Source organism: Streptomyces sp. NBC_00442, assembly GCF_036014195.1.
In the GTDB taxonomy this organism is placed as follows: Bacteria; Actinomycetota; Actinomycetes; order Streptomycetales; family Streptomycetaceae; genus Streptomyces.
Genome location: NZ_CP107918.1, coordinates 3,730,622 through 3,753,850 on the forward strand (window position 1 = coordinate 3,730,622; position 23,229 = coordinate 3,753,850).

The following is a 23,229-nucleotide window of genomic DNA, read 5'->3' on the forward strand; positions in this document are numbered from 1 at the left end:
TCGCGGCAGCGCGTGGAGGAGTACGGCGTGTGGTGCTGGCACGCAGGGCGTCGGTATATAAGGGGACGGCGCATGCGCCGCGACCGCGTACGACGGCGGCGATGGCCGCGGCGAGAGCGGGGGTGTGGGCGGCCGCGCTCTGTTTGCTCTTGGCGGCGCCGGGGCCCGTGCACGCGGCCGGGGCTCCGTCCCCGTACCGCTTTCCCGACGGTGTGCAGGACGTGTCGGGCGGCGGGCAGGGCACCGACGCACCGGTGCTGAAGGCCGACACCGCCTACAGGTCGCTCATCAAGCCCGGGGGCAAGCTCTATTTCCGCCTGAGTCTCGACGGGAAGAAGGACGCCTACGCTTCGGCCGTCGCCCTGCCGGGCCCCGCGGGCGCCAAGCTCGCCTACGGCGACTCGGTCCGGGTGTCGATCCAGGACGCCGACGGCGAGACCTGCGACGCCCAGCGCCGTTCGATCGGCTCGGCGCAGTACCCGCACCCCGTCGCCGCCTATGCCTACCGCGCCGTCCGCAAGAGCCTGTCGACCTGTCAGGAACCCGGCTCGTACTTCATGGTGGTCGAGCGGGAGGACGATCCCGGCTCCACGCCCGCCGACTGGGGCCTGGACCTGCGGTATTCGACCGAGCCCACCCGCGAGGGCGCCGGGCCGGGCACGGCGCCGTCGGGCTGGCCCTCCGCGTCGCCGACTCCGTCGGCCGGCACCCCGCGCCGGGTCCACGGCGGCACCGGCTTCCATGACGCGGCCGAACTCTCCGGCGGCCAGTGGGAGGACGCCGTCCGGCCGGGCGAGACCCATTTCTTCCAGGTGCCGCTCGACTGGGGCCGGCAGCTCTTCGTCAGCGGCAGTCTGGACGGCATCACCACCGCACGGACCGGCTATGTCGGCACCGCGCTGTCCCTCCAGCTCTACAACCCCGAGCGGGGCCCGGTCGCCGGTGCGTCGGCGCCGTACGACGGCCGGCGCAAGGAGGCCTCGCTCGACCCGCTGGCCCCGGTCGCCTACGACAACCGGTACTCGCCCTCCGACGAGACCTCGGCGATGCGGCTCAGCGGCCCCTACTACCTGGCCGTCTCCCTCAGCCCCGAGGTCGGGCAGACCTTCGGAGACACGTCCTACGACGTGACGCTGAAGCTGACCGTACGAGGAGCGAAGGATGCGGCTCCCGCCTACGCGGGTCCCGCGCCCGACTTCGGCGGGGCCGGCGGCTCCTCTGCCGGCGGCACCTCGATGAAACTTCTCGCGGCCCTCGGCATCGGCACGGGCACGGTGCTGGTGGCCGGGCTCGGGCTGTGGACCGTGGTGGCCCGCCGGCGCGCGGCGGCGGCCGCTCCCGCCCCGGACGCGCAGGGCTTCGGGCCACCCCACTCCTGGTAGCCGGAGCCCGCACCGCATCCCGATGACCCCGTGCCGCATCCCGATGCCCCCGTGCCGCATCCCGATGCCCCCGTGCCACGTCCGGGGCGGGAGCGGCCGCCGTGCCGCGTCCCGACGCCCGTGCCGCGCCCGTCAGATCCGCGTCAGCGCCCAGAAGCCGACCGCGAAGCACACCAGCGCCACCAGGAGCACGGGGACCGCGACCTTGCGGGGCGGCCCGGGGCGCGAACGCCGCGCCGGCGGCCGCCCCAAGGGGGCTCCCTGTACGGGAACTTGGGGCGCCACGACGGAATGCGGAACGGAAGGGGGATGCGGGGCCGCGTACGAGCCGGGGTAGGGCGTCGTGTACGGGGTCGTCGCGGGCGTGGGCGGTGTCTGCTCGTAGTGCGGCGGCAGGAGGTACGAGGGCGACGGTGCCTGGCCGGGAAAAACGTGCGAGGCGAAGGCCTGCGCGGACGGGTCTTGTGGGGAAATGCCGTGGGCGCGGGGCGCCTGGGCGCGGGGCGCCTGAGTGGGAGGAGTCCGGGTGGCAGGAGCTTGGGTGGGAGGGGTCGGCGGCTGTGGTGGGGGCGGGGGGAAGGCGGCCGCAGCCGAGCCCTCCGGAGGAACCGCTGACGGCCCCAGCCCAGGCCTCCGGGTCGAAGCCGAATCCGGTCCCAGCCCCGAGCCTGAAGCCGCCCCCGAGCCTGAAGCCGCCTCCAACCCCGAAGCCGCCTCCAGCCCCAAGCCTGAAGCCGCCCCCCAGCCTGAACCCGCCCCCGAACCCGAAGCCGCCTCCAGCCCCGAGCCTGAAGCCGCCCCCGAGCCTGAAGCCGCCCCCGGGGCCGAATCCGGGCCGGGACCCCAACCAGGCCCCAAACCAGCCCCCGCACCAGGCTCCCGACCGACTCCCGGACCGGCCCCCGGACCAGGCCCCGTCTCCGGAGCCGGCCCCGAAGGCGAGGGCCACGACTCGCCCGCGGGCGAGGGCCACGACTCGCCCGCGCGGAAGGCCTGTTGCGCGTAAGCGCCCGACGCGTCGCCGGAGGTGTCCGTCGGCCGAAGACGACCGGGTTCGGTGGCCTGGGGTTCGGTCGCGGCGCGGGGCGCCCGCTCCGGGCCGTGGTCGGCGAAGCCGGGCGGCAGGGGGCCGATCTGGTCGAAGACCTCGACGGGCTCCTCGTCCGGGTCCTGCTCGGGCAGCAGCTCAACCGCCGACGCCAGCGCCTTGCGCGCCCCCGTGGCCGTGCGGAACCGGTTCTGCGGGTTCGGCTGGAGCAGCCCCGCGAGGACCTGCCACAGGGGTTCGGGCACGCCCTGAGGGGCGCCCGGGGTGCCGTGCGCGGCGAAGTACTCCACGAGGGCCCGCGCGTCCGGCTTGCTGCCCTCCAACAGGTACAGGGCAACCAGGCCGACCGCGAAGAGGTCGGCGGGGAAGTCGGGTTCGGCGCCCATCATCTGCTCGGGCGCGAAGTAACCCGGCGTCCCCACCACGTAGTTGGTCTCGGTGAGGCGGGGCTCGTCCTTGCGCATGGAGATGCCGAAGTCGGAGAGGCGCAGGTGGGGGCGGCCGCCGCCGGTGGCCTCCAGCAGGACGTTGGCCGGCTTGATGTCGCGGTGGACGACGCCCTCCGCGTGGACCGCGGCGAGGCCGGCCAGGAGCTGGTCGAGCAGGGTGCACACGAAGCGCGGCGGCAAGGGCCCGTAGTCGCCGATGAGATGGGCCAGCGAGCCGCCGCTCACCAGGTCCATGGTGAACAGGACCTTGTCGTCGTCGGCGGCCCAGCTGGCCGGGGCGAGCACGTGCGGATGATCGATCCTGAGGGCCTGCTCGCGGACGAACCGCAGCAGGGTGTGGGCATCGCTCTGCTGAAGCACCTTCGCCGCCACGTAGCGGCGCCTGCGCCGGTCCCAGGCGCGCCAGACGGCTCCGGCCCCGCCCCGTCCGACCGGGTCGACCAGCTCGTACCGACCGGCGAAGACCTCACCCACCCGGCGCCCCCCAGGATCGATCGGACCGTTGTCAGCTCTGGTGCGCCTCGTAGTGCGCGACCGCCTCGGAAGTGCGCCCCGCGCCGTACACCCGGAGGAACTCTGCCAGCTCGGGGTGGGCGGGGGCGAGGGTCTCGGCGGCGTCGATGATGTCTCCGGCGGCCGCCACCGAGCGCAGCAGCGACTGGATCTCGCGCACCACGCGCCGTACGGTCGGCGCTCCCGAACTGGACGTCGTCTGGCCGGTGTTGGTCAGCACCGAGCCTCCCTGCGACTTCTTGATCTCTTCCATCCGGTCGGTGGCCTCCACGGCGCTCACACTGCCGTCGGCGACCTGCCCCGCCAGATCCTGGAGCGACTGGACGCGCTGCACGACGGCGGGATTGCCGATCTTGGCGCGCTGCCCGCTCATCAGCTGCGACAGCATGGGCGCCGAGAGCCCGAGAACGGCGGCGAGCCGGGCCTGGTTGAGCCCGAGGTCGTCTATCAGGCGGCGGAAGAGCGCCCCCAGCGGCTCTCCGTACCAGCTCCGCTGAAGCTCCCTCGCTCTGGCGGTCGCTTCCTGCTGTGCTGTGTCCATTGCGCGTCTCCCCATCGCTTCCCCATCGAGGCCGCTTCACGGGTGCGAACCTCGACGAGCATCTTACGGAGAGTGGTCGTTCACCGGGAGCCCCAATCCTTTTGCGAGAACCCCGGTCCGACCCGGTACTCTGGTCCCGCACCACCTCACCCGGGGCCTTAGCTCAGTTGGTAGAGCGCTGCCTTTGCAAGGCAGATGTCAGGAGTTCGAATCTCCTAGGCTCCACAGAAGAAAAGCCCTCTTGACCTGCGGAAACGTGGGCCGGGAGGGCTTTTTTCGTCTGCCTGTGCCCCGGCCCGCCCCGCCCCGCCCCACCCGCGCCCGCCCGTGCCCACGGGACGCCGGGGCCCGCACCGGCGCGGCCCGCGGCTAGGGAGACGCCTGGATGGCCGCGGTGAAACAGGAGGGGTCCCTCCTCGTGGCCGGAAGGAGGCACGCGGTGATGGGCTGCCCGCCCCCGACGGAGTTCATCGGGGTGTACACGTACCCCTGTGCGTCCAGTTCGTCGGAGACGGTCGCCGTGCGGCTGGGGGCGCCGGGAACAGCGAGGCGGACCTGGTCCCCGATGTGGGTGTTGCCGATGCGGGCCCAGGCTGTCCCGCACGGGGGACTGTAGCGAATCTCGACGAGCTGGCCGGTGGTCAGCCGGTGGGCGTCCAGGGTGGTCGAATGCTCGGCGCAGAGGCTGCTCGCCGGGCTGCGGTTGTCGCAGGCGGCCCGATGGCAGCGCACCGGGTCGGCCGCGGCACCCGACAGGTGGTGCAGCAGTGCGCCGATCGCCGCGATGGCCCCGACCGCGAGGGCAGCCGGCAGTACACGTCGGCGGTGGACCGGGCCGGGCGGGCGGCCGGCCGCCGGCGGGGTCCGCTGCGAGCGAGGGCGGCCGCCCTCCTGCCCGGCCCGTAGCGGGGGCGGTTCCGGCGTCGCGCGTTTCTTGGACGCGCCCGCGGTGCGCCAGGCCGGAGCGGCCAGGTCCCACAGGGCGAGCATCACGTCGGGCGGCTCACCGGCGATGCGGCAGAGCTCCTCCACGGCCGAACGGGGCAGCCTCGTCCTGGCGCTCAGATAGCGCTCCCAGGAGGACTTGCTGAAGGGGGTCTTCTCGGCGAGCGCCACGAGGCTGAGGCCGGTACGGGCGCGCAGGAGGCGAAGCTCCGTCACCAGCCGGTCCTGTGCGCGGGAGGGTTCCTCGGGCTCGGAGCCCCGCACGGGGGACGTCCCGGTCATGCCCGCAGGGCGTTCCAGGTGTGGGGGCCCATCGTTCCGTCGGGTACCAAGTGGTGCCCGCTCTGGAATCGTTTGACGGCTCGTTCCGTCATCGGGCCGTACAGGCCGTCCACTTCACCGACGGGGAACCCCGCCCGGGTCAGCAGGCACTGCGCCTCGGCGACGTCGGGGCCGGCGTTGCCCTGTCCGAGGACGGCGGTACGGGTATCGCTGAGACCGGCGTGCCACTGGGCGCCGGACTGGCTGATCCGGCAGGCGTAGGAGACCGCGGCGTCGCTGTCGTGCTGCCACGGGTGCAGGACGAGGGCCAGTGCGCCGAGCACGGCCACGAGTGCTGCCGCCCCTGCCGCGAGCCACCCGCGCCTCATCCGCCGCCCGTCCCCGGGCGGCCCCTCGCGCCCGTCGCGCCCCTCGCGCCCGTCGCGCCCCTCGCGCCCGTCGCGCCCCTCGCGCCGGTCTTCGGGGGCTTCGGCGGAGCGCTGATCCCAGGCGGCCACGGCCAGCCGGTGCAGCGCCAGGGCTCGTGCCTCGTCCGCTCCCGCCGCGCGGGCCAGCGCCTCCACCGCCTGTGCGGGAGGGAGCGTGCGCCCGGAGAGATAGCGCTGCCAGGAGGAGGTGCTGAACCCCGTCCGGGCGGCGATCCTCACGTTGCCGAGTTCGGCGCGCTCCTTCATGGCACGTAACTCGGTGATGAGGTCGCGGACATGAGGGTCCAAGCCCTCGGGAAGTGCTGACAACCGCGCCATGTTCGTCCCCCGATCTCCCCCGGATCGCCCCCTGCGGAGCCCATCGACGATACCGGCTGGGCGTCCACGGCTCCCGACTCATCCCGGCCAGACCTCACGCCGGTGCTCGAAGGGGCAGGTCACGAGGTGGGACATCCCGCGTTGAGGTCAGCTGCCGATGGCCCGTGGACCGCCCGATACCGACGGATCGAAGCTCGAGGTGTTCGGCCGGGGCGCTCCCGTTCCGGCCGCCGTCTCCAGTGGAGGAGCCAGCAATCATGATCCGTACGACACGCATGGCGGCCTGCGTCGCCGCCGTCGCCGCTCTGGCGGCGATCGGGCAGACGGGGCCCGCCTCGGCCTCACCCGTCGCCCACCCCGCGTTCTCGGCGCAGAGTGTGCGCGGCGGTCTTTCGGCCGCACAGAGCGCGGAGTTGCAGCACCAGGTCGACGCGACGCTCGCCGAGACCGGCGGGCGCCAGGTGTCGGCGAACCGCATCGAGCTCGCCGGTGACGCCAGCGTCCTGATCCCGGTGCCCGGTGAGAAGTACGCACGCGACCTGGCCACCGGCGCCGGCCCCGCCGCGAATGCCAGGGCCGCCGCGCTGGCGGAGTGCAAGTACGGCAACTTCTGCGGGTGGAAGGGAGCCGAGTACACGGGGAAGATCTGGCAACGCGGCACGTGCGGCGCCAAGTTCGAGATCCCCGACGGGTGGAACAGCGGCGGCTCCTGGTGGAATCACCAGACCGGCTCGCACAGGGCCAAGATGTACGGCAAGACCGGCAAGGTCGTCTTCACGACGCCCCCTGCCAACGACCCGAACGGCTCGTTCGACCCCCACGGCAACTGGGGGCCCGTCTGGAGGGTGCAGCCCTGCTGACGGCCCGGTCCTGACGGCCTGGTCCTGACGGCCCGGTCCTGACGGCCCGGTCCTGACCGGCGGCGGACGAGCGCTGGGGCAGCACCCGGGTGGGTGCTGCCCCAGCGTTTCGCTGTACCGCGTTCTCGCGCCGTCACGACCGTCACGACCTGCCGGCCCGGTCGGAGCGGGGGCGGATCGGGGCGGATCGGATCAGAGCGTCAGGTCGGCGATCTGGAGCTGCTGGATCTGGGTGGTGCCCTCGATGATCTCCTGGATCTTGGCGTCACGGAGGTGGCGCTGGACCGGGAAGTCCGGGCCCACGCCGTTGGCGCCGTGGAGCTGTACGGCGTCGCTCGCGGCCTGGAAGCCGGCCCGGGAGGCGAAGTACTTGGCGATCAGGGTCTGGCGGATGGCGTCCCGGTGGTTGGCGGCGCGCAGCGCACCGGCCTGCCGGCAGAGCAGCCGGGCCGCCTCCACCGAGGCGGTCATGTCGGTGAGCAGGCCCCGCACCAGCTGGTGCTCCCCCAGCGGGACGCCGAACTGCGTACGCTCGCGGGCGTACTCCAGGCTCGCCGTCAGACAGCCCTGGGCCAGGCCCACCGACCCGTACGCCGTGCTGAACCGGCCGTAGTCGAGGGAGCCGGTGGCCACCAGGTCGAAGGTGAGCCGGCCGTGGCTGATCAGGTTGGCCGCGGGAACGGCACAGTCGTCGAACGAGAGCTCCGCGAGCTCGGAGGCGCGCAGGCCGAGCAGCCCGGAGATCGGCTCGGTGGTGAAGCCCTCGGTGCCCCGCTCGACCACGAAGGCCGCCGGGTCACCGTCCAGCCGGGCGAAGACGAGGAAGATCTCGGCACGTTGGCCGAAACTGATCCATTTCTTGCGCCCGTTGAGGACGAAGGTCTCGCCGACCCGCTCGGCGGTCATCGAGCCGTTTCGAGCGTCGCTGCCGGTCTCCGGCTCCGTGAGGGCGAACGCGCCGACGCTCTCGCCGGTGCCGATGCGCGGCACCCAGCGGTCGGACTGCTCCTTGGTGCCCCATTTGAGAAGGGCGTGGGCGACCATTCCCTGGACCGCCACCAGGTTGCGGATGTTGCCGCAGCCGCGGCCCAGCTCCTCGCTGAGCAGGCCGTAGGTCTCCGTGTCCATGCCCTGGCCGCCCGCCTCGGTGGGCAGCGTCGGCACCAGCAGACGGGACTTGCCGAGGAGCGCGACGATGTCGTCGGACAGCGCCTGGTCCCGGTCCCACTGGTTCGCGTGCGGGAGGAGGTGGTCATCGGCGAACCGGGCGAACGCGGCCTGGTCCTCGCGCTGTTGCCCGGTCAGTGCGTACTGCATTGCGTCTACCCAATCTCCTGTGCAACTGCCGCCGGCCATGCCGCGGGGTCGATGCCGTGCTGGCTCACGAACGCGTGGACCAGCCGTTCCAGACCGAATCCGACGCATCCGCTGGCGATCGGTCCGCCCTGTGGGCCGTTGATCTCGAAGGACTCCCCGAAGAAGTGACCGTGGAGGTTGAACGAGCCGACCGCGATGGACCGGTCGGACGCGACCGGCACCTGGAGTTCGAACTTGAGCTCCATCATCCGCTGGGAGAGGATCCGGCTCGCCGTGTCGGCGTTGGCGAAGAAGTGGTCGTTGGCCACCTCGCAGCCGCTGACCAGCTCCAACTCCTCCATCAGCGCGAACGTCTGGCGCATCACGGACGTGCGGCACTCGGCGGCGAACTCCGGGGTGCCCATGAAGACGATCTCGCGGATCGTGAAGTCCCAGAGCCGCTCCAGGCTCGTGTGGTAGCGGGACTCGTGCCGGAACGACTTGCCCCGGGCCGTGAAGACCGAGTCGCCCTCCAACTGGCTTCCCTGGAACTGGTGGAAGCTGTGGTAGCACATGGTCGGCGGCAGGCAGTAGTCCTGGTTCGAGCAGTGGGCGAAGAGGCCGTCGGGCAGCCGCTGCTCGGCCTTGTACTCCTCGACGAACCGCTGGTACACGTCGATGTCGTTGTGCAGCCGGGTCACGAACATGGGGAACTGCGGGAACGAGCCGAAGTACCCGAACCGGTCGAGCACGCTGGTCGGCAGCAGCGTCGGGTACTGGTACTCCCGAGCGTGGTCGAGACTCAGGGCGATGGCCCGAAGCCGCTTGTCCAGGAAGGCGAAGAGGGAGATCAGGGGTTCCCCGAAGCCGACTTGGCCCTCTCCGGACACGAACACGGCGCCCTGCTCGAGGAGTTCGGGAAACGCGTCGGTGAACTCCGTTTCCCGGCGCGTGGATTCCCATACGACGCGGGGCGGAAGAGGGCGCTGGGGCAGGATCTGCTCCGCCACCATCCTATTGAGCTTCTCGGCCAGATCGCCGGAGTCCGCCGAGTTCAGCGTGAGCTCGACCCGGTCCACGAACCCGTCCTCATTGAACAGCTTGAACTCTTCGATGGAGCTGGATACGAAGAAGAGCCGCTTCATCAGTTCGGACGCAAGGCTGTCCGGCACGCGTTGGGCTAGAGAGAAAGTTACAGTCGGCATCCGAAGGCCCTCTCTGACCCGGCCGTCAGGCGGCGGCGAGTTTGCGGGTAATGAGTCCGTCGATGCGGTTCACCGTACGGAAATTGTCGAACTGCAGGTCGTCTCCGGTGACGGATATGGCGAATTCCTGCTCCGCGAAGAGAACCAGTTGCATCACGAACATGGAGCGCACGAGGCCCCGTTCGAAGATGTCGTCGTCGTCTCCCACGGACGACTCCGAGATGTTTTCGAGAATGAACTCACGAATGGCTGCTTTGTTGTCCATGTCGGCCATTGCTCTGCCCCTTTCCTTCAGCCGCGCTTGCCGGCTGCGTAGTTGAAGAAACCCTGTCCGGTCTTGCGGCCGTGCAGCCCCGCGTCCACCAGCTTGGTGAGCAGTGGGCAGGGGCGGTACTTGCTGTCCTTGAACTCGTCGTACAGGACCTCGATCGAGAGCAGGACGGTGTCGAGCCCGATGAGGTCGGCGGTCTCCAGCGGGCCCATGGTGTGGCCGAAGCACTCCACGAAGAGCCGGTCCGTGTCCGCGGCCGACGCGACTCCCTCGTGCACGAGGAAGGCCGCCTCGTTGACGGTGAGCATCATGACGCGGTTGGTGACGAAGCCGGGGGAATCGTTCACGACGATGCTCTTCTTGCCAAGAGCCGACAGGAAGTCGCGCGAGGCTTCGATCGTTGATTCTGAGGTGTGGTGAGCCCGGATGACCTCGACCGTAGGCTTCAGCGGCACCGGGTTCATGAAATGCATGCCGATGACGTTCTCCGGTCGGCCCGTAAGGCCGCCCAGCCGGGTAATCGATATGGCCGAGGTGTTCACCGCGATGATGACGTCGGGGCCGCAGATCTTCCCCAGCTGCTCGTAGATGGGCCGCTTCACCTCCCACCGCTCCGTGGCGTTCTCGACCACGAAGTCGGCCGTGGCGAGCTGCTGGATGTCGGTGGTGAAGGTCGTCTCCGCCACGAGTTCCTCGGCGGTGATCGCGGAGGCCGGGGCGAGCATCGAGTACAGCCGGACGTCGTCGCGCAGCTGGGCCCGGGTCCGCTCCAGGATCTCCTCGCTGCGGTCGACGAGGATCACCTTGAACCCGGCCTGGCGCAGTGCGATGGTGACGCCCCTTCCCATCACCCCGGCGCCGATTACACCGACGGTACGAACGTTCACCATGGCTATTACCTCAATCTCCCCGCGTCGAGCCGTGATCGCGACAATCCCGGTCATGAAGTCATCGGTCTTTGATTGATGTCTGCGGAACGCGCATGCAGCGTCCGCCCGGCGGGAATCCGAAGGGGCGTCGCCCGAACTCCCCGTGGGGAAAAGGCGGTCCGGCCCCACGCCCGCTCATCGGCTGGTGGGCAATGCAAGCCTCTGCTTTTGGCCAAGAAGGTGCCGACCAAATCAGGACACGTAACACGTGATGCTGTCAACGGCTGTACCAAGTCAACTCCGCGGCAGCTTACCTGTTCAGAGGGCATCCCCCAAGTGATCACAGCAACAACAATTGATCCTGGACATTGTCTGCGTATCCGTGCACGATCGGTCACAGGCAGGGGGAGCTGGGCACCAAGCAAGGGATCTCGGTACCTCATTGAACCCCCTTGTCAACAGGGGGACTTGCATGCCTAGTCTGGCTGGGACCAGTGGCAGTGGCATCCGTTCAATGGACAGAGGGCGCACGTGTACGGCTCCCGCCGGGAGCCCCGCGTCTGATCTGCCCGCTCGGGCCTCACTGCATGCGCCGTAGATGAATCCCAACGGTCTTGTTCCCGATTGGGCTTGCCAACGGCTTCCGTGTGAACGGTAGTGACACTCTGGGGGAACAGCACCATGAACAGCCCGGTCGGCAACCACCGTTCCGACTCCGAACGCCAGTTGAGCGCGTGGTGCGGCAGCTCGGTCGATGTGCCTTCCCTCGCCGTCCATGAGCTTTTCGAACAGACGGCCCGTGGCACCGCGGGACCCGGTGTGCGGGGCGGCGCCGACGCGATCGCCGTCGTGGACGGGGAGCGCCTGTTGACCTATGGTCAACTCGACGCGCTGGCCGACCGCGTGGCCGACTGGCTGCTGTCCGCCGGCGTGCGCCCGGGAGAGCCCGTCGCCCTGTGCATGCGGCGGTCCCCCGGCCTGTTCGCCGCGATGCTCGGCGTCCTCAAGTCGGGTGCCTGCTATGTCCCGTTGGACGCAGGGGACCCGGAGGAGCGGCTGCGCTACGTCGTGGAGCAGGCCGGGATCGGCGTGTTCGTCACGGACGGATCGCGCCAACTTCCGTCTGTGGCACGTGAAACGCTGGTCGTCGACGAGCAGTGGTGCGCCGCGGACCCGTCGGATGCGGGCGGGGAGCGCGGGGAAGCGGACGGGGAGCGCGCGGAGCGTCCCGCCGCCGACCCGAGCGCCGCGGCCTACGTCATCTACACCTCGGGATCGACCGGGCGCCCCAAGGGCGTCGCCATGTCCCACCGGTCCCTGGTCAACATGCTGACCTGGCACGACCGCACCAGGCCCGGCAGCTGTGGCTCCCGTACCGCCCAGTTCTGCGCGGTGAGCTTCGACTTCTCCTTCCACGAGATCTTCTCGACGCTGTGCTTCGGCGGCACCCTCGTGCTGGCCGACGAGGACGTACGGCGCGACTCCTTCGCACTGGTCGACTTCCTCGCCGCGCAGCGCGTCGAGCGTCTCTTCGTGCCCGTCACCGCCCTCACCCAGCTCGCCGAGGCGGCCCTGACGAACACCGCTCCCCTGGCCCTCGCCGAAGTGATCACGACGGGCGAGCGCCTGGTGATCACCCCGGCGATGGCCGACCTGTTCCGGCGCACCGGTGCGCTGCTGCACAACCACTTCGGGGCGACCGAATTCCAGGACGCCACCACCCGCACCCTCGAAGGCGACCCGGCCCAGTGGCCCACGACCGTGCCGGCCGGCCTGCCCATCGACAACGTTCGCGTGTACGTCCTGGACGCGGAGCTGCGCCAGGTGCCGGCCGGCACCGAGGGCGAGCTGTGCGTCGCGGGCGCCGGTGTGGCGGGCGGCTACCTCGGGCGGCCGGATCTGACCGCCGAGCGGTTCGTCGACGACCCGTTCGGGGAGGGCCTGCTCTACCGCACGGGCGACCTCGCCCGCGCCGCCGACGACGGCGGGATCGAGCACCTGGGCCGGATGGACGACCAGGTCAAGATCCGGGGCATGCGCATCGAGCCCGGCGAGATCGAGGCGGTGCTCGCGGCTCACCCGGACGTACGGGAGGCCGTCGTCCTGGCCCACGAGGTCGGGGGCCACAAGCGACTGGTGGCGCATCTGGTGGCACGCGAGGGCGTCGCCCGCGACCAGCTGCCCAAGCGCCTGCACACCCACCTCTCCGACCGGCTGCCGCGCCACATGGTGCCCGAGGCCTACCTCGTACGGGACGCGATGCCGCTGACGTCGAGCGGCAAGACGGACCGTCGGGGCCTCACCGCGCCCGAGGTCTTCGCACGCCTCGACGGGCCCGCGCCGTCGCGTGCCGGCTCGCCCACCGAACGGCTCGTCTCCGAGGTCCTCCGGGCCGTCCTGCGGCTCGACGCGGTCGGGCCCGACGACAACTTCTTCGACATCGGCGGGACCTCTCTGCACCTGATGGAGGTCCAGCGCCGCCTCTCCGAGACGCTCGGGCGTGCCTTCTCCGTGGTCGACCTGTTCCGCCACCCCACGGTGCGGGGCCTCGCCGCCCACCTCGATGAGGACGGGACGAGCGGTGCGGCCGCGTCCCGGCCCGCGCGCGGGCCCGCGCCGGCGGCGGGCGCCGACATCGCGGTGATCGGCATGGCGGGCCGTTTCCCCGGAGCCGGTGACCTGGAGACGTTCTGGCGGAACCTGCGCGACGGCGTGGAGTCCGTCACCCAGCTGTCCGCGGCCGAACTCGACCAGGCGGACGCCCGGTTGGCCGGCCACCCCGACTACGTCAGGGCCGGCGCGGTGCTGCCCGACATCGAGCTGTTCGACGCGGACTTCTTCCAGATCACCGCCAAGGAGGCCGCCCTCGTCGACCCCCAGCAGCGGGTGTTCCTCGAATGCGCCTGGGAGGCGTTCGAGAACGCCGGGTACGTGCCGGGCGACGACCGCGGCCCGGTCGGCGTCTTCGCCGGGTCCAGCCTGAGCACGTACCTGATGAACAACCTCAACCCGCACTACGGCCACCCGGCGAACGGCCCGTTCATCGAGGCCGACATGCTCCAGTTCCAGCTGAAGCTCGGCAACGACCGCAACTACCTGCCGACCCGCGTCTCGTACAAGCTCGACCTGCGGGGCCCCAGCATCAACGTCCAGACGGCCTGCTCCACCTCGCTGGTCGCCCTGCACCTCGCCTGCCGCAGCCTGCGGTCGGGGGAGAGCGCGATGGCGCTGGCCGGAGGCGTGTCGATCGTGGTGCCGCAGAAGGGCGGCTACCTCCACGAAGAGGGCATGATCCGTTCGCGCGACGGCCACTGCCGGGCGTTCGACGCCGAGGCGGAAGGCACCCTGTTCGGCAACGGCTGCGGTGTGGTGCTGCTCAAGCGGCTCGACGAGGCCGTGGCGGACGGCGACAACATCATCGCCGTGATCAAGGGCTCGGCGGTCAACAACGACGGCTCGGACAAGGTCGGCTTCACCGCGCCGAGCGTCACGCGCCAGGCCGACGTGATCCGGGAGGCGCTCGCCGACGCGGGCGTCGACGCGGCGAGCGTCGGCTACGTCGAGGCCCACGGGACCGGTACGGCGGTGGGCGACCCGATCGAGGTCGCCGCCCTCACCGAGGCGTTCCGGGAGAGCTCCGCGGGGCTCGCGCCACAGTCGTGCGCGATCGGATCGGTCAAGACCAACATCGGCCATCTCGACGAGGCCGCGGGAATCGCCGGACTGGTGAAGGCCGCGCTGGCCGTCGAACACCGCACGCTCCCGCCGAGCCTGCACTTCACGTCCCCCAACCCCCGGATCGACTTCGCATCGGGCCCGTTCTTCGTCAACACGACGACCACCGCGTGGGAATCCGACGGCGCTCCGCGGCGGGCCGGCGTCAGTTCCTTCGGCATGGGCGGCACCAACTGCCACGTCGTGCTCGAAGAGGCACCCGAGCCCCCGCCCGCCGCCCCGCGCGAACCCGGGAGCGGCCGCCCGCGGCTGCTCGCGCTGAGCGCCCGCGGCCCCCAGGCCCTGCGCGAGCTGGCCGGCCGCTACCTCCGACACCTCGACGAACATCCCGAACTCCCCTTCGGCGACGTGTGTTTCACCGCCGCCGCGGGACGCACGGTGTTCGACCACCGCCTCGCCGTCGTCGCCCGTGACGGCCGGGAGGCACGGGCCGCGCTCGAGGTGGCGGCCACGAACGGCCCCGCAGGACCGGACGCCGACGCGCGCGCCGCCACCGGCACGCGCACCGGCGCTCGCACGGCCGGTCGCACCGCGTTCGTGTTCAGCGGGCAGGGATCGCAGTACGCGGGCATGGGCCGCGAGCTGTACGCGACGCAGCCCGTCTTCCGGGCCGCCCTCGACCGCTGCGCCGGGCTCCTGGAGGGCCAGCTGGAGCGCCCGCTCCTCGAGGTGCTGTTCCCCGCCGAGGGCGACAGCTCCCCGGTGGACGAGACCGCGTACGCCCAACCCGCCCTGTTCGCCGTCGAGTTCGCGCTCGCCGAGCTGTGGGAGGCGTGGGGGGTGCGCCCCGACGTGATGATCGGGCACAGCCTCGGCGAGTACGTCGCGGCCTGCCGGGCCGGAGTCTTCTCGCTCAGGGACGCCCTGACGCTGGTCGCCGAGCGCGGCCGCCTGATGCAGGCGCTGCCCGCCGGCGGCCGGATGGTCTCGGTGGCCCTTGCGGAGGCCGAGGTCGCACCGCTCATCGCCCCGTACCGCGAGCACGTCTCCGTCGCCGCGGTGAACGCCGCCGCGTCCACCGTCGTGTCCGGCCGGGGCGACGCCGTCGAGGAGATCGTCGCCGCCCTCACCGAGCACGGCGTCAGGCACCGTGAGCTGACCGTCTCGCACGCCTTCCACTCGCCGTCGATGGAGCCGATGCTGGCTCGGTTCGCGCAGGCCGCCGAGCGGGTCGACTACGCGGCGCCGAGCACGCCCGTCGTCTCCAACGTCACCGGCGAGATCATCGGTGAGGAGATGGCGCACGCCTCCTACTGGGTCGAGCACGTCATGCGGCCCGTGCGGTTCGCCGACGGCGTGGCCGCGATGGCCCGCGCCGGCGCCGAGGTCTTCGTGGAGATCTCGCCCCGGCCCACCCTGCTGCAGTTCGTCGCCGCCGAGCTCGGTGACACCCCCGCGCTCCTGGCACCGAGCCTGCGCCCCGGCCGCGAAGAGGCCCAACTGCTGGAAGCGGTAAGGGACATGTGGCAGGCCGGCCTGCATGTCGACCTGCCGCGCCTGTACGCGCCCGGGGAGCACCGGCGTCGCGCGCTGCCCACCTACCCGTGGCAGCGGCAGCGGCACTGGATCGACGCACCCGCGGCGGTGCCCGCCACCGCCGCTCCCGCCGCGTCCGGGGAGCAGCCCCTGATCGGGCGGCCCGTGGACCTGGCCGACAGCGACGAGGTCCGCTTCCAGTCGGTGGTGGGAGCGCGGCACCTGCCGTGGCTCGGCGACCACCGGGTGTTCCAGACCATCGTGATGCCCGGCGTGGCCTATCTGTCGACCGCGTTCGCCGCGGGGCAGGAGGCCTTCGGCAGCGAGGGCGTCGAGCTGCGGGACTTCTTCATCCACCGGGCCATGACCTTCTCCGACGAACACGCCGACCGGGACGCCCAGATCGTCCTGAAGCCGGACGGCGAGGGGGCGCACGGACTCGGGATCTTCTCCCGCCCGTCCGGCGCCGGCGCGCGGCCCTGGACGCTGCACATCTCGGGAAGCCTCGCCCCCGCCCCCGCGGGACGGCCCGGCGGCCGGGAAGGGGAGCGCGCCGCCGAGTCGCTGGAGAGCCTGCGGGCGCGTTTCACCGGCGAGATCCCGGTCGAGGACATCTACCAGGGCGAGCGGGAGCGCGAGATCGACCTGGGCCCGCTGTTCTGGGCCACCGAACGGCTGTGGCGCGAGGATCAGAAATGCCTGGCGCGGATCGCCCTGCCGCCGGAACTGCGCGCCGAGGCCTCGCGCTACCGGATCCACCCCGTCCTGCTGGAGGCCTGCTTCCTGGCGCTGACGGTGACGTACCCCGAGAAGTACGGGCGCCGCACCTATGTGCCGGTCGGTGTGGAGCGGCTCCTGTTCCACGAGCGGGTCGGCACCCACGCGTGGTGCCACGCCCGGCTGCGGCCCGCCGACAGCGACGACCCCGAGACCCTGCACGGCGACGTGGACCTGTACGACGCCGACGGGCGGGTCGTCCTCACCATGGAGGGCGTGCTCCTCAAGCGGGCGCACCGCCAAGCCATGGTGGGCCGCCCCGACGCCGCCTGGCAGCAGTGGCTGTACCGCGCCTCCTGGACGCCCGAGCCGCCGGCCGCCGGCTCCGCCGCGGGCCCCAAGCGCTGGCTCGTCCTGTCCGAAGGGCCGGCCGCGCACGCGCTGGCCGACACGGCGCGCGGCAACGGTGTCGACTGCGTGGTCGTGGACCCGGCAGGCGCCGAGGGCCCTGACGCGTTCGCGCGGCTGCTCGACGGGGCGGGGGGCGAGCCGGACCTGGTCGTGGCCGCCTGGCCCGCGGACGCGGCGGCGGCCCCCTCGTCGCAGGAGGCGCTCGACCACAGCGTGCGGATGCTGCACCTGGCGCAGGCGCTGATCGCCCGCGGCGGGGACGCCGGCAGGCTCCGCGTCGTGACCCGGGGCGCACAGGCCGTCGCGGACCAGGAGGTACGCGATCCGGCGCAGGCCGCGCTGTGGGGTCTGGGCCGCGTGATCGGCCTGGAGCAGGTGGACCTGGGGTACGCGCAGATCGACCTCGACCCGGCCCTGCCCGCCGCGGAGCAGGCCGGGGTGCTCGCCGCGGAGCTGAACCGCGCCGGCGCGACGGACGAGGACCAGATCGCCTACCGCGGCGGGATACGGCACGTGGCGCGGCTGGTCAGGACGGCGCCCGGCGCCGAGGGCCCCGGCTCCGGCGGCGCCAACGGCCCGCGCGCGGACGGCAGTTACCTGATCACCGGAGGCCTCGGCGGGCTCGGACTGGAAACGGCCCGGCTGCTGCACGAGCGCGGCGCACGCCATCTGGTCCTCCTCGGGCGCGGCGCGCCGCAGGAGGCCGCCGAAGAGGTGCTGGCCGGGCTGCGCGCCGCCGGGACCCGCGTGGAGACCGTCGCGGCGGACGTCGCCGACGAGGCGCAGCTCGCCGCGTGCCTACGCATGATCGCCGAGGACCCGGAGCTGCCCCCGCTGCGCGGAGTGCTGCACCTGGCCGGGGCCCTGGACGACGGGGTGCTGCACCAGCAGTCGGCCGGGCGCTTCGAGCGGGTCTTCGCGGCCAAGGCGCGCGGCGCCTGGCTGCTGCACCGGCTGACCGAGGGCCTGCCGCTGGACTTCTTCGTGATGTTCTCCTCGGTGTCCTCCGCGCTCGGCGCCCCCGGGCAGTCCAACTACGCCGCGGCCAACGCCTATGTGGACGGCCTCGCCTCCTACCGGCGCGGCCTCGGCCTGCCGGCGCTCGCCGTGCAGTGGGGCTCCTGGGCCGAGACCGGAATGAGCGCCCGGCTGGGCCTCGACAGCAAGCTGGAGCGGATCGGCGAAGGGGTCATCCCGAAGCAGCAGGGCGTCGACGCGCTCGGCGCGCTGCTCGGGGCGCGCCCGGAAAGCGCCGCGGTCGCGGTGCTGCCGATCCAGTGGCCCCGGTTCATGGAGCACCAGGTCGGCCCGGTGCCGTTCCTGTCGGGGTTCCGGCAGCGGCCCGCGGCCGGCCGGCCCGCCGCCCCCGCCGAGACGTTCCAGGAACGGCTCGCGGCGACGGAGCCGGGACGCCGCCGTGCGCTGCTCGCCGACCAGGTGTGGGAGCAGGTGCTGCAGAGCCTCGGCTCGGACCGCGGTCTGGAGCCGGACGCGGGTTTCTTCTCGCTCGGCCTGGACTCCCTCGGCTCCATCGAACTGCGCAACAGGCTCCAGACCGCGCTGGGTTGCCGCCTCGGCCAGACGGTGGTCTTCGACTACCCGACGCTGTCCTCGCTCACCGGCCACCTGTGGGACGTGGTCGGCATCGCCGACGACGACGCCGAGGACGCCGCCCGCGCCGACCACCCCGACACCACGGACACCGGCACGGACACCACCGGCACCGCAACGGACGCCGGCACCGCCGCCGGCGCCTCCGGCACCACCGACGACATCGGCGACGGGTCCGTGGACGACGTGGCTCGACTGCTGGCCAGGAAGCTCGGGATCGGGAACATCGACCATGCATGAGAAGAACGAGACGTACGAGGCCCTGCTGCGCGGCGCGCTGGCCCGGATCGAGGAGCTGGAGGCCGCGGTCGACGAGGCGCGCGAGAGCTCTTCGCGCCCCGGCCCCGTCGCGATCGTCGGCATGGGCTGCCGCTTCCCGGGCGCCGAGGGCCCCGACGCGTACTGGAAGCTCCTGTCCGAGGGCCGTGACGCGGTCACCGAGGTCCCAGCCGACCGGTGGGACATCGACGCCTACTACGACCCCGACCCGGACGCGCCGGGCAAGATGTCCACCCGGCACGGCGGATTCATCGACGGCCTCACCCAGTTCGACGCCTCGTTGTTCGGGATCTCCGCCCGCGAGGCGGCCAGCATCGATCCGCAGCAGCGGCTGCTCATGGAGGTCTCCTGGGAGGCGTTCGAGCACGCGGGCATGCCCGTGAAGAGCCTGCCCGCGCGGACCGGAGTGTTCGTGGGCATCAGCAATGTCGACTACCGCGAGGCGATGGTGTCCGGCGGGGCCGAGTCGCTCGACGGCTACTTCAGCTCGGGCAGCACCACCAGCACGGCGAGCGGCAGGCTCTCGTACTTCCTGGGTCTGACGGGCCCCTCGCTCTCCGTCGACACCGCCTGCTCCTCGTCCGCGGTCTCGGTGCACCTCGCCGTGATGAACCTGCGCAGCGGAGCCTGTGACATGGCGCTCGCGGGCGGCGTGAACCAGATCGTCACCCCGCACGAGACGATCAGTCTGTCCAAGGGCCGCATGATGTCCCCGGACGGACGCTGCAAGCCCTTCGACGCCGAGGCCAACGGGTACGTACGGGCCGAGGGCTGCGGAATGATCGTGCTCAAGCGGCTGGAGGACGCGCGGCGCGACGGGGACCGGATCCTCGCCGTGATCCGCGGCAGTGCCACCAACCAGGACGGGCACCGCAGCGGGCTCACCGTGCCGCACGGTCCCTCGCAGCAGGACGTCGTGCGCCGCGCGCTCCAGGACTCCGGCATCGGGCCCGAAGAGGTCGGCTACATCGAGGCGCACGGCACGGGGACCGCCCTGGGCGACCCGATCGAGGCCGCTGCGCTCGGCGCGGTGTTCGGCGAGCGGCCGAGCCCCCTGGTGGTCGGCTCGGTCAAGTCCAACTTCGGGCACCTGGAATCCGCGGCCGGCATCGCGGGCGTCATCAAGACGGTGCTCGCCCTGTGGCACGCGGAGATTCCGCCGACCCTGCACTTCAGCACCCCCAACCCGTTCATCGACTGGGACGCGCTGGCGCTGCGGATCCCGACCTCGGCCGAGCCGTGGACCGGGGAGCGGCGGATCGCCGGTGTCAGCTCGTTCGGTTTCAGCGGCACCAACTGCCATGTGGTCCTGGAGGCCGCACCGCGTGAGCCGCGGCCCGCGACGCCGCCGGCCGACCGCCCCGTGCACGTCCTCGGCCTCTCGGGCGCGACCGAGCAGGCCCTCGCCGATTCGGTGCGGCGGACGGCCGCGTTCGTGGCGGACGGCGCGGACGGCGCGGCGCTGGCCGACGTGTGCTTCACGGCCAACACCGGACGCAGCCACCTGGAGCACCGGGCGGCCGTCGTCGCCGACTCCGCGGAACACCTGGTGCGGCAGCTGACCGGCGAGGAGCCGGGTCTGCTCACCGGGCACGTCCAGGGGCAGCGCTCGGTTCCCGACGTGGCCTTCCTCTTCACCGGCCAGGGCAGCCAATACCCGGGCATGGGAGCCGAGTTGTACCGCACCCAGCCGGTGTACCGGCGGGCGATCGACAGCTGTGCCCAGATCCTCGACCCGCTGCTCGGCCGGTCCCTGACGGCGCTGCTCCACCCGGAGCCCTCGGACGAGCCGGGCGACGAGCTCGACCGCACCCGGTTCACCCAGCCCGCGCTGTTCGCGGTCGAGTACGCCCTCGCCCAGCTGTGGCGGTCGTGGGGCGTCGAGCCGCGGAGCGTTCTCGGCCACAGCGTGGGCGAGCTCGTCGCCGCCTGTGTCGCCGGGGTGTTCTCCCTGGCGGACGGCCTGCGCCTGGTCGCCGAGCGCGGCCGGCTGATGCAGGAACTGCCCGAGGGCGGCGTCATGGTTTCCCTGCGGGGGCGCCCCGGGCTGATCGAGGAGGTCGTGGGCCGCTACCCGCTGGTGGCGGTCGCCGCCGTCAACGGGCCCGAGGAGCTGGTGATTTCGGGCGACGGCGACCAGACGGCGCAGGCCGTCGCCGAACTCGCCCGGCAGGGTGTCACCAGTCGCGGGCTCAAGGTGTCGCACGCCTTCCACTCCCCGTTGATGGCCTCCATCGCGGAGCCGCTGACCGCGGTCGCCAAGAGCGTCACGTACGCCAAGCCGCGCATCCCCGTGATCTCCAACGTCACGGGCGGCCCGGTCGGCGCCGACGAGCTGTGCGACCCCGCCTACTGGGTGCGGCACGCGCTGGCCCCGGTCCGGTTCGCCGACGGGATGCGCGCCGCGTACGAGACCGGTGCCCGCGCCTTCGTGGAGATCGGCCCCAAGCCCGTCCTGCTCGGCCTGGGCCGCGACTGCCTGCCGGACGCCGACGCGCTGTGGCTGCCCAGCCTGCGGCCGGGCCGCGACTGGACCGAGCTGCTCGGCAGCCTCGCCGCGCTCCACGTGCGGGGCGTCGCCGTCGACTGGCGGGCCTTCGACCAGGAGTACGCCGCCGCGCGCCGCGGTGTCACCCTGCCCACCTATCCCTTCCAGCGCGAACGCCACTGGTTCACCGAGGAGCAGCCCGCGATCACCCCGGGCCGGCTGTCGGACGAGGACTGGCTGGTGGGTGTGGAGTGGGGTGAGGTGGCCGGGGAGGCTGTCGAGGAGTTGGGTGGCTGTTGGCTGGTGAGGGGTGCCGGTGCCGGTGCGGGTGCCGGTGTGGTGTCCGGTGTGCGGGTGGTGGGTGACCTGGTCGAGGCCGATCATGTGGTGTTCGTGGCGGATGCTGTGCCCGCGCCGGGTGTGGATGTGGCCGATCGTGCGCTGGAGTTGTCGGTCGGGTTGCTGGAGTTGGTGCAGGAGTTGGCTGCTGGTGGGCGGCCGGTGCGGTTGCGTGTGGTGACGCGTGGCGGTCAGGCGGTCGTGCCGGGCGACCGGGTGGATCCGGCGCAGGCGGCGCTGTGGGGTCTGGTGCGTACGGTGCGTGCCGAGCACCCGGAGCTGGAGTGCTCCATCGTCGACCTGGATGCCGACGCATCGGTCGAGGACGGCCTGCGTACCTCGCACGCGCTCAGTGCGGTCCGCGGCGCGCTGCGCCTGACACCCACCCTCACCCCCGTCACCGAAACCGCTCCCCTTTTCGAGGGGTCGGTGGGGTTGTCGTCGGATGCGAGTTATCTGGTGACGGGTGGTTTGGGTGGGTTGGGTTTGCGGGTGGGTGAGTGGTTGGCGCGTGAGGGTGCGGGTCATGTGGTGTTGGCGGGTCGGAGTGTGGATCCGTCGGGTTTGTCGGGTGAGGTGCGGCGTTGTGTTGGGGTGATGGAGGGGTTTGGGGCGCGGGTTTCGGTGGTGGCCGCGGATGTGTCGTGTGGGGGTGATGTGGAGCGGTTGGTGGCGGTGGCTGAGGGTGTGGCGCCGTTGCGGGGTGTGGTGCATGCGGCTGGTGTGCTGGATGACGGTGTGCTGGGTGGTCAGAGTGCATCGCGGTTCGGTGGGGTGTTCGCGCCGAAGGTGCGGGGTGGTGTGGAGCTGGACCGGGTGCTGCGTGAGCGGGGTGTGGGGCTCGACTTCTTCGTGGCCTTCTCCTCCGTCGCCGCCCTGGTTCCCACCCTCGGATCCGCTTCCTACGCGGCTGCCAATGCCTTCCTCGACGGGTTGATGGCGTCGCGGCGGGCGCAGGGCCTGCCGGGTCTTTCGGTCAACTGGGGCCCCTGGGGCGAAGTCGGCATGGGGGCGCGGGACACGGCCGCATACGAGCGGATCGGCCTGCGCATGATCCCCCCGGACCAGGGCGCCCGCATCACGGTGAAGCTGGCGTGCGGGGCGGCTCCGTCGGGCGCCGTGGGCGTGGTCGGAGCGGACTGGACGACGTTCCGCGACGCGCTCGGCGAGGGCCTGCCCGCCGGATACCTGGCGGCGTTCACCGAAGCCGCAGCCGGTTCCGTACGCGCCACCGCAGCCGCCGGAGCGCGAGCCGCAGGGACCGGCACGGGCCGTCCACTGCCCGGCCAACGACCCGGTCAGCAATCCGCCCAACTGCCTTCCCTGCGCGCCGAGTTGGCGGCCGCCGACGATCGGCGTGCCTTCCTGGCCGCCCAGGTCGAACGCATGCTGCGCGAAGTCCTTGGATCGCGCTCGGCACCGGGGCCGCACCAGGGGTTCTTCAGCCTCGGCATGGACTCCCTGATGGCCGTCGAGTTCCGGGCCAGGCTCACGGCCGGGCTCGAACTGCGGCTGCCCACCACGGTGGCCTTCACCTACCCGACCCTCGACGAGCTGGTCTCCTTCCTGGCCGATGAACTCGGCATCACCCCCGCGGCCGGCGACCCGGGGCCCGAGCGGCAGGCGGCGCCGACGAGGACCGCGTCCGGAGCTCCGGCCGAGACCCCGTCCGGCCCCCCGTCCGAGACCCCGGCGGAGGCATCCGCCTCCGACCTGATGGCCCGGATCGCCGAGAAGTACCGCACCCACCGGAGCACCTGACACGC

12 protein-coding genes and 1 tRNA gene are annotated in these 23,229 nt (G+C 72.0%); 5 read left to right on the plus strand and 8 right to left on the minus strand.

What is annotated here, in order from left to right:
• Positions 1-101: 101 nt before the first annotated feature.
• Positions 102-1,382 (plus strand): hypothetical protein, encoded by a 1,281-nt coding sequence (locus tag OG432_RS16895; RefSeq protein ID WP_328311762.1) that lies wholly within the window; start codon positions 102-104, stop codon positions 1,380-1,382.
• Between the two features lie 132 nt (positions 1,383-1,514).
• Here OG432_RS16895 and OG432_RS16900 read toward each other — a convergent pair whose 3' ends face one another.
• Positions 1,515-3,353 carry a serine/threonine-protein kinase gene (locus tag OG432_RS16900; protein WP_328311763.1) on the minus strand — a complete coding sequence of 613 codons (1,839 nt, stop codon included), beginning with the start codon at positions 3,351-3,353 and terminating at the stop codon, positions 1,515-1,517.
• A gap of 31 nt (positions 3,354-3,384) precedes the next feature.
• A complete protein-coding gene (locus OG432_RS16905; protein ID WP_267058290.1) occupies positions 3,385-3,933 on the minus strand; it encodes a helix-turn-helix domain-containing protein in 549 nt (182 codons plus the stop codon).
• Positions 3,934-4,085: 152 nt separating this feature from the next.
• On the opposite strand from OG432_RS16905, the gene OG432_RS16910 reads away from it, so the two are divergent.
• Positions 4,086-4,158 (plus strand) — tRNA-Ala (locus OG432_RS16910).
• A gap of 144 nt (positions 4,159-4,302) precedes the next feature.
• Here the strand turns inward: OG432_RS16910 and OG432_RS16915 are convergent.
• Both OG432_RS16915 and OG432_RS16920 read right to left on the minus strand, forming a co-directional pair.
• A complete protein-coding gene (locus OG432_RS16915) occupies positions 4,303-5,160 on the minus strand; it encodes a helix-turn-helix domain-containing protein (RefSeq protein ID WP_328311764.1) in 858 nt (285 codons plus the stop codon).
• Positions 5,157-5,897 carry a peptidoglycan-binding protein gene (locus tag OG432_RS16920; protein ID WP_328311766.1) on the minus strand — a complete coding sequence of 247 codons (741 nt, stop codon included), beginning with the start codon at positions 5,895-5,897 and terminating at the stop codon, positions 5,157-5,159. Before OG432_RS16920 ends, OG432_RS16915 begins: the two co-directional genes overlap by 4 nt.
• A gap of 266 nt (positions 5,898-6,163) precedes the next feature.
• Between OG432_RS16920 and OG432_RS16925 the strand changes: the two genes are divergently transcribed.
• Complete coding sequence (locus OG432_RS16925; protein ID WP_328311767.1) at positions 6,164-6,766, plus strand: peptidase inhibitor family I36 protein; 603 nt, start codon at positions 6,164-6,166, stop codon at positions 6,764-6,766.
• A 192-nt stretch (positions 6,767-6,958) separates the two neighbouring features.
• On the opposite strand, the gene OG432_RS16930 is transcribed toward OG432_RS16925, so the two are convergent.
• The 4 genes from OG432_RS16930 to OG432_RS16945 are packed head-to-tail and all read right to left on the minus strand — an operon-like array spanning position 6,959 to position 10,428.
• On the minus strand, positions 6,959-8,083 hold the full coding sequence (locus tag OG432_RS16930; RefSeq protein WP_328311769.1) for an acyl-CoA dehydrogenase family protein: 1,125 nt from the start codon (positions 8,081-8,083) through the stop codon (positions 6,959-6,961).
• Positions 8,084-8,088: 5 nt separating this feature from the next.
• Positions 8,089-9,234: a hypothetical protein gene (locus OG432_RS16935; protein WP_328311771.1), complete on the minus strand. Its 1,146-nt coding sequence runs from the start codon at positions 9,232-9,234 to the stop codon at positions 8,089-8,091.
• Between the two features lie 58 nt (positions 9,235-9,292).
• Entirely contained in the window at positions 9,293-9,541 is a 249-nt protein-coding gene (locus OG432_RS16940; protein ID WP_328311772.1) for an acyl carrier protein, read from the minus strand.
• 17 nt (positions 9,542-9,558) lie between these two features.
• Positions 9,559-10,428, minus strand: coding sequence for a 3-hydroxyacyl-CoA dehydrogenase family protein (locus tag OG432_RS16945; RefSeq protein WP_328311773.1), 870 nt, complete (start codon positions 10,426-10,428; stop codon positions 9,559-9,561).
• A 660-nt stretch (positions 10,429-11,088) separates the two neighbouring features.
• Between OG432_RS16945 and OG432_RS16950 the strand changes: the two genes are divergently transcribed.
• Positions 11,089-18,597, plus strand: a complete 7,509-nt coding sequence (locus OG432_RS16950) for a polyketide synthase (protein ID WP_328311774.1) — start codon at positions 11,089-11,091, stop codon at positions 18,595-18,597.
• Positions 18,590-23,224, plus strand: coding sequence for a type I polyketide synthase (locus tag OG432_RS16955; protein WP_328311775.1), 4,635 nt, complete (start codon positions 18,590-18,592; stop codon positions 23,222-23,224). The genes OG432_RS16950 and OG432_RS16955 overlap by 8 nt, the downstream gene beginning before the upstream one ends.
• Positions 23,225-23,229: the final 5 nt, after the last annotated feature.

Coding starts and splice junctions, on each gene's coding strand:
- OG432_RS16940 (WP_328311772.1), bottom strand. CDS start 9,541: ATGGCCGACATGGACAACAAAGCAGCCATTCGTGAGTTCATTCTCGAA.
- OG432_RS16945 (WP_328311773.1), bottom strand. CDS start 10,428: ATGGTGAACGTTCGTACCGTCGGTGTAATCGGCGCCGGGGTGATGGGA.
- OG432_RS16895 (WP_328311762.1), top strand. CDS start 102: ATGGCCGCGGCGAGAGCGGGGGTGTGGGCGGCCGCGCTCTGTTTGCTC.
- OG432_RS16915 (WP_328311764.1), bottom strand. CDS start 5,160: ATGACCGGGACGTCCCCCGTGCGGGGCTCCGAGCCCGAGGAACCCTCC.
- OG432_RS16930 (WP_328311769.1), bottom strand. CDS start 8,083: ATGCAGTACGCACTGACCGGGCAACAGCGCGAGGACCAGGCCGCGTTC.
- OG432_RS16925 (WP_328311767.1), top strand. CDS start 6,164: ATGATCCGTACGACACGCATGGCGGCCTGCGTCGCCGCCGTCGCCGCT.
- OG432_RS16955 (WP_328311775.1), top strand. CDS start 18,590: ATGCATGAGAAGAACGAGACGTACGAGGCCCTGCTGCGCGGCGCGCTG.
- OG432_RS16905 (WP_267058290.1), bottom strand. CDS start 3,933: ATGGACACAGCACAGCAGGAAGCGACCGCCAGAGCGAGGGAGCTTCAG.
- OG432_RS16950 (WP_328311774.1), top strand. CDS start 11,089: ATGAACAGCCCGGTCGGCAACCACCGTTCCGACTCCGAACGCCAGTTG.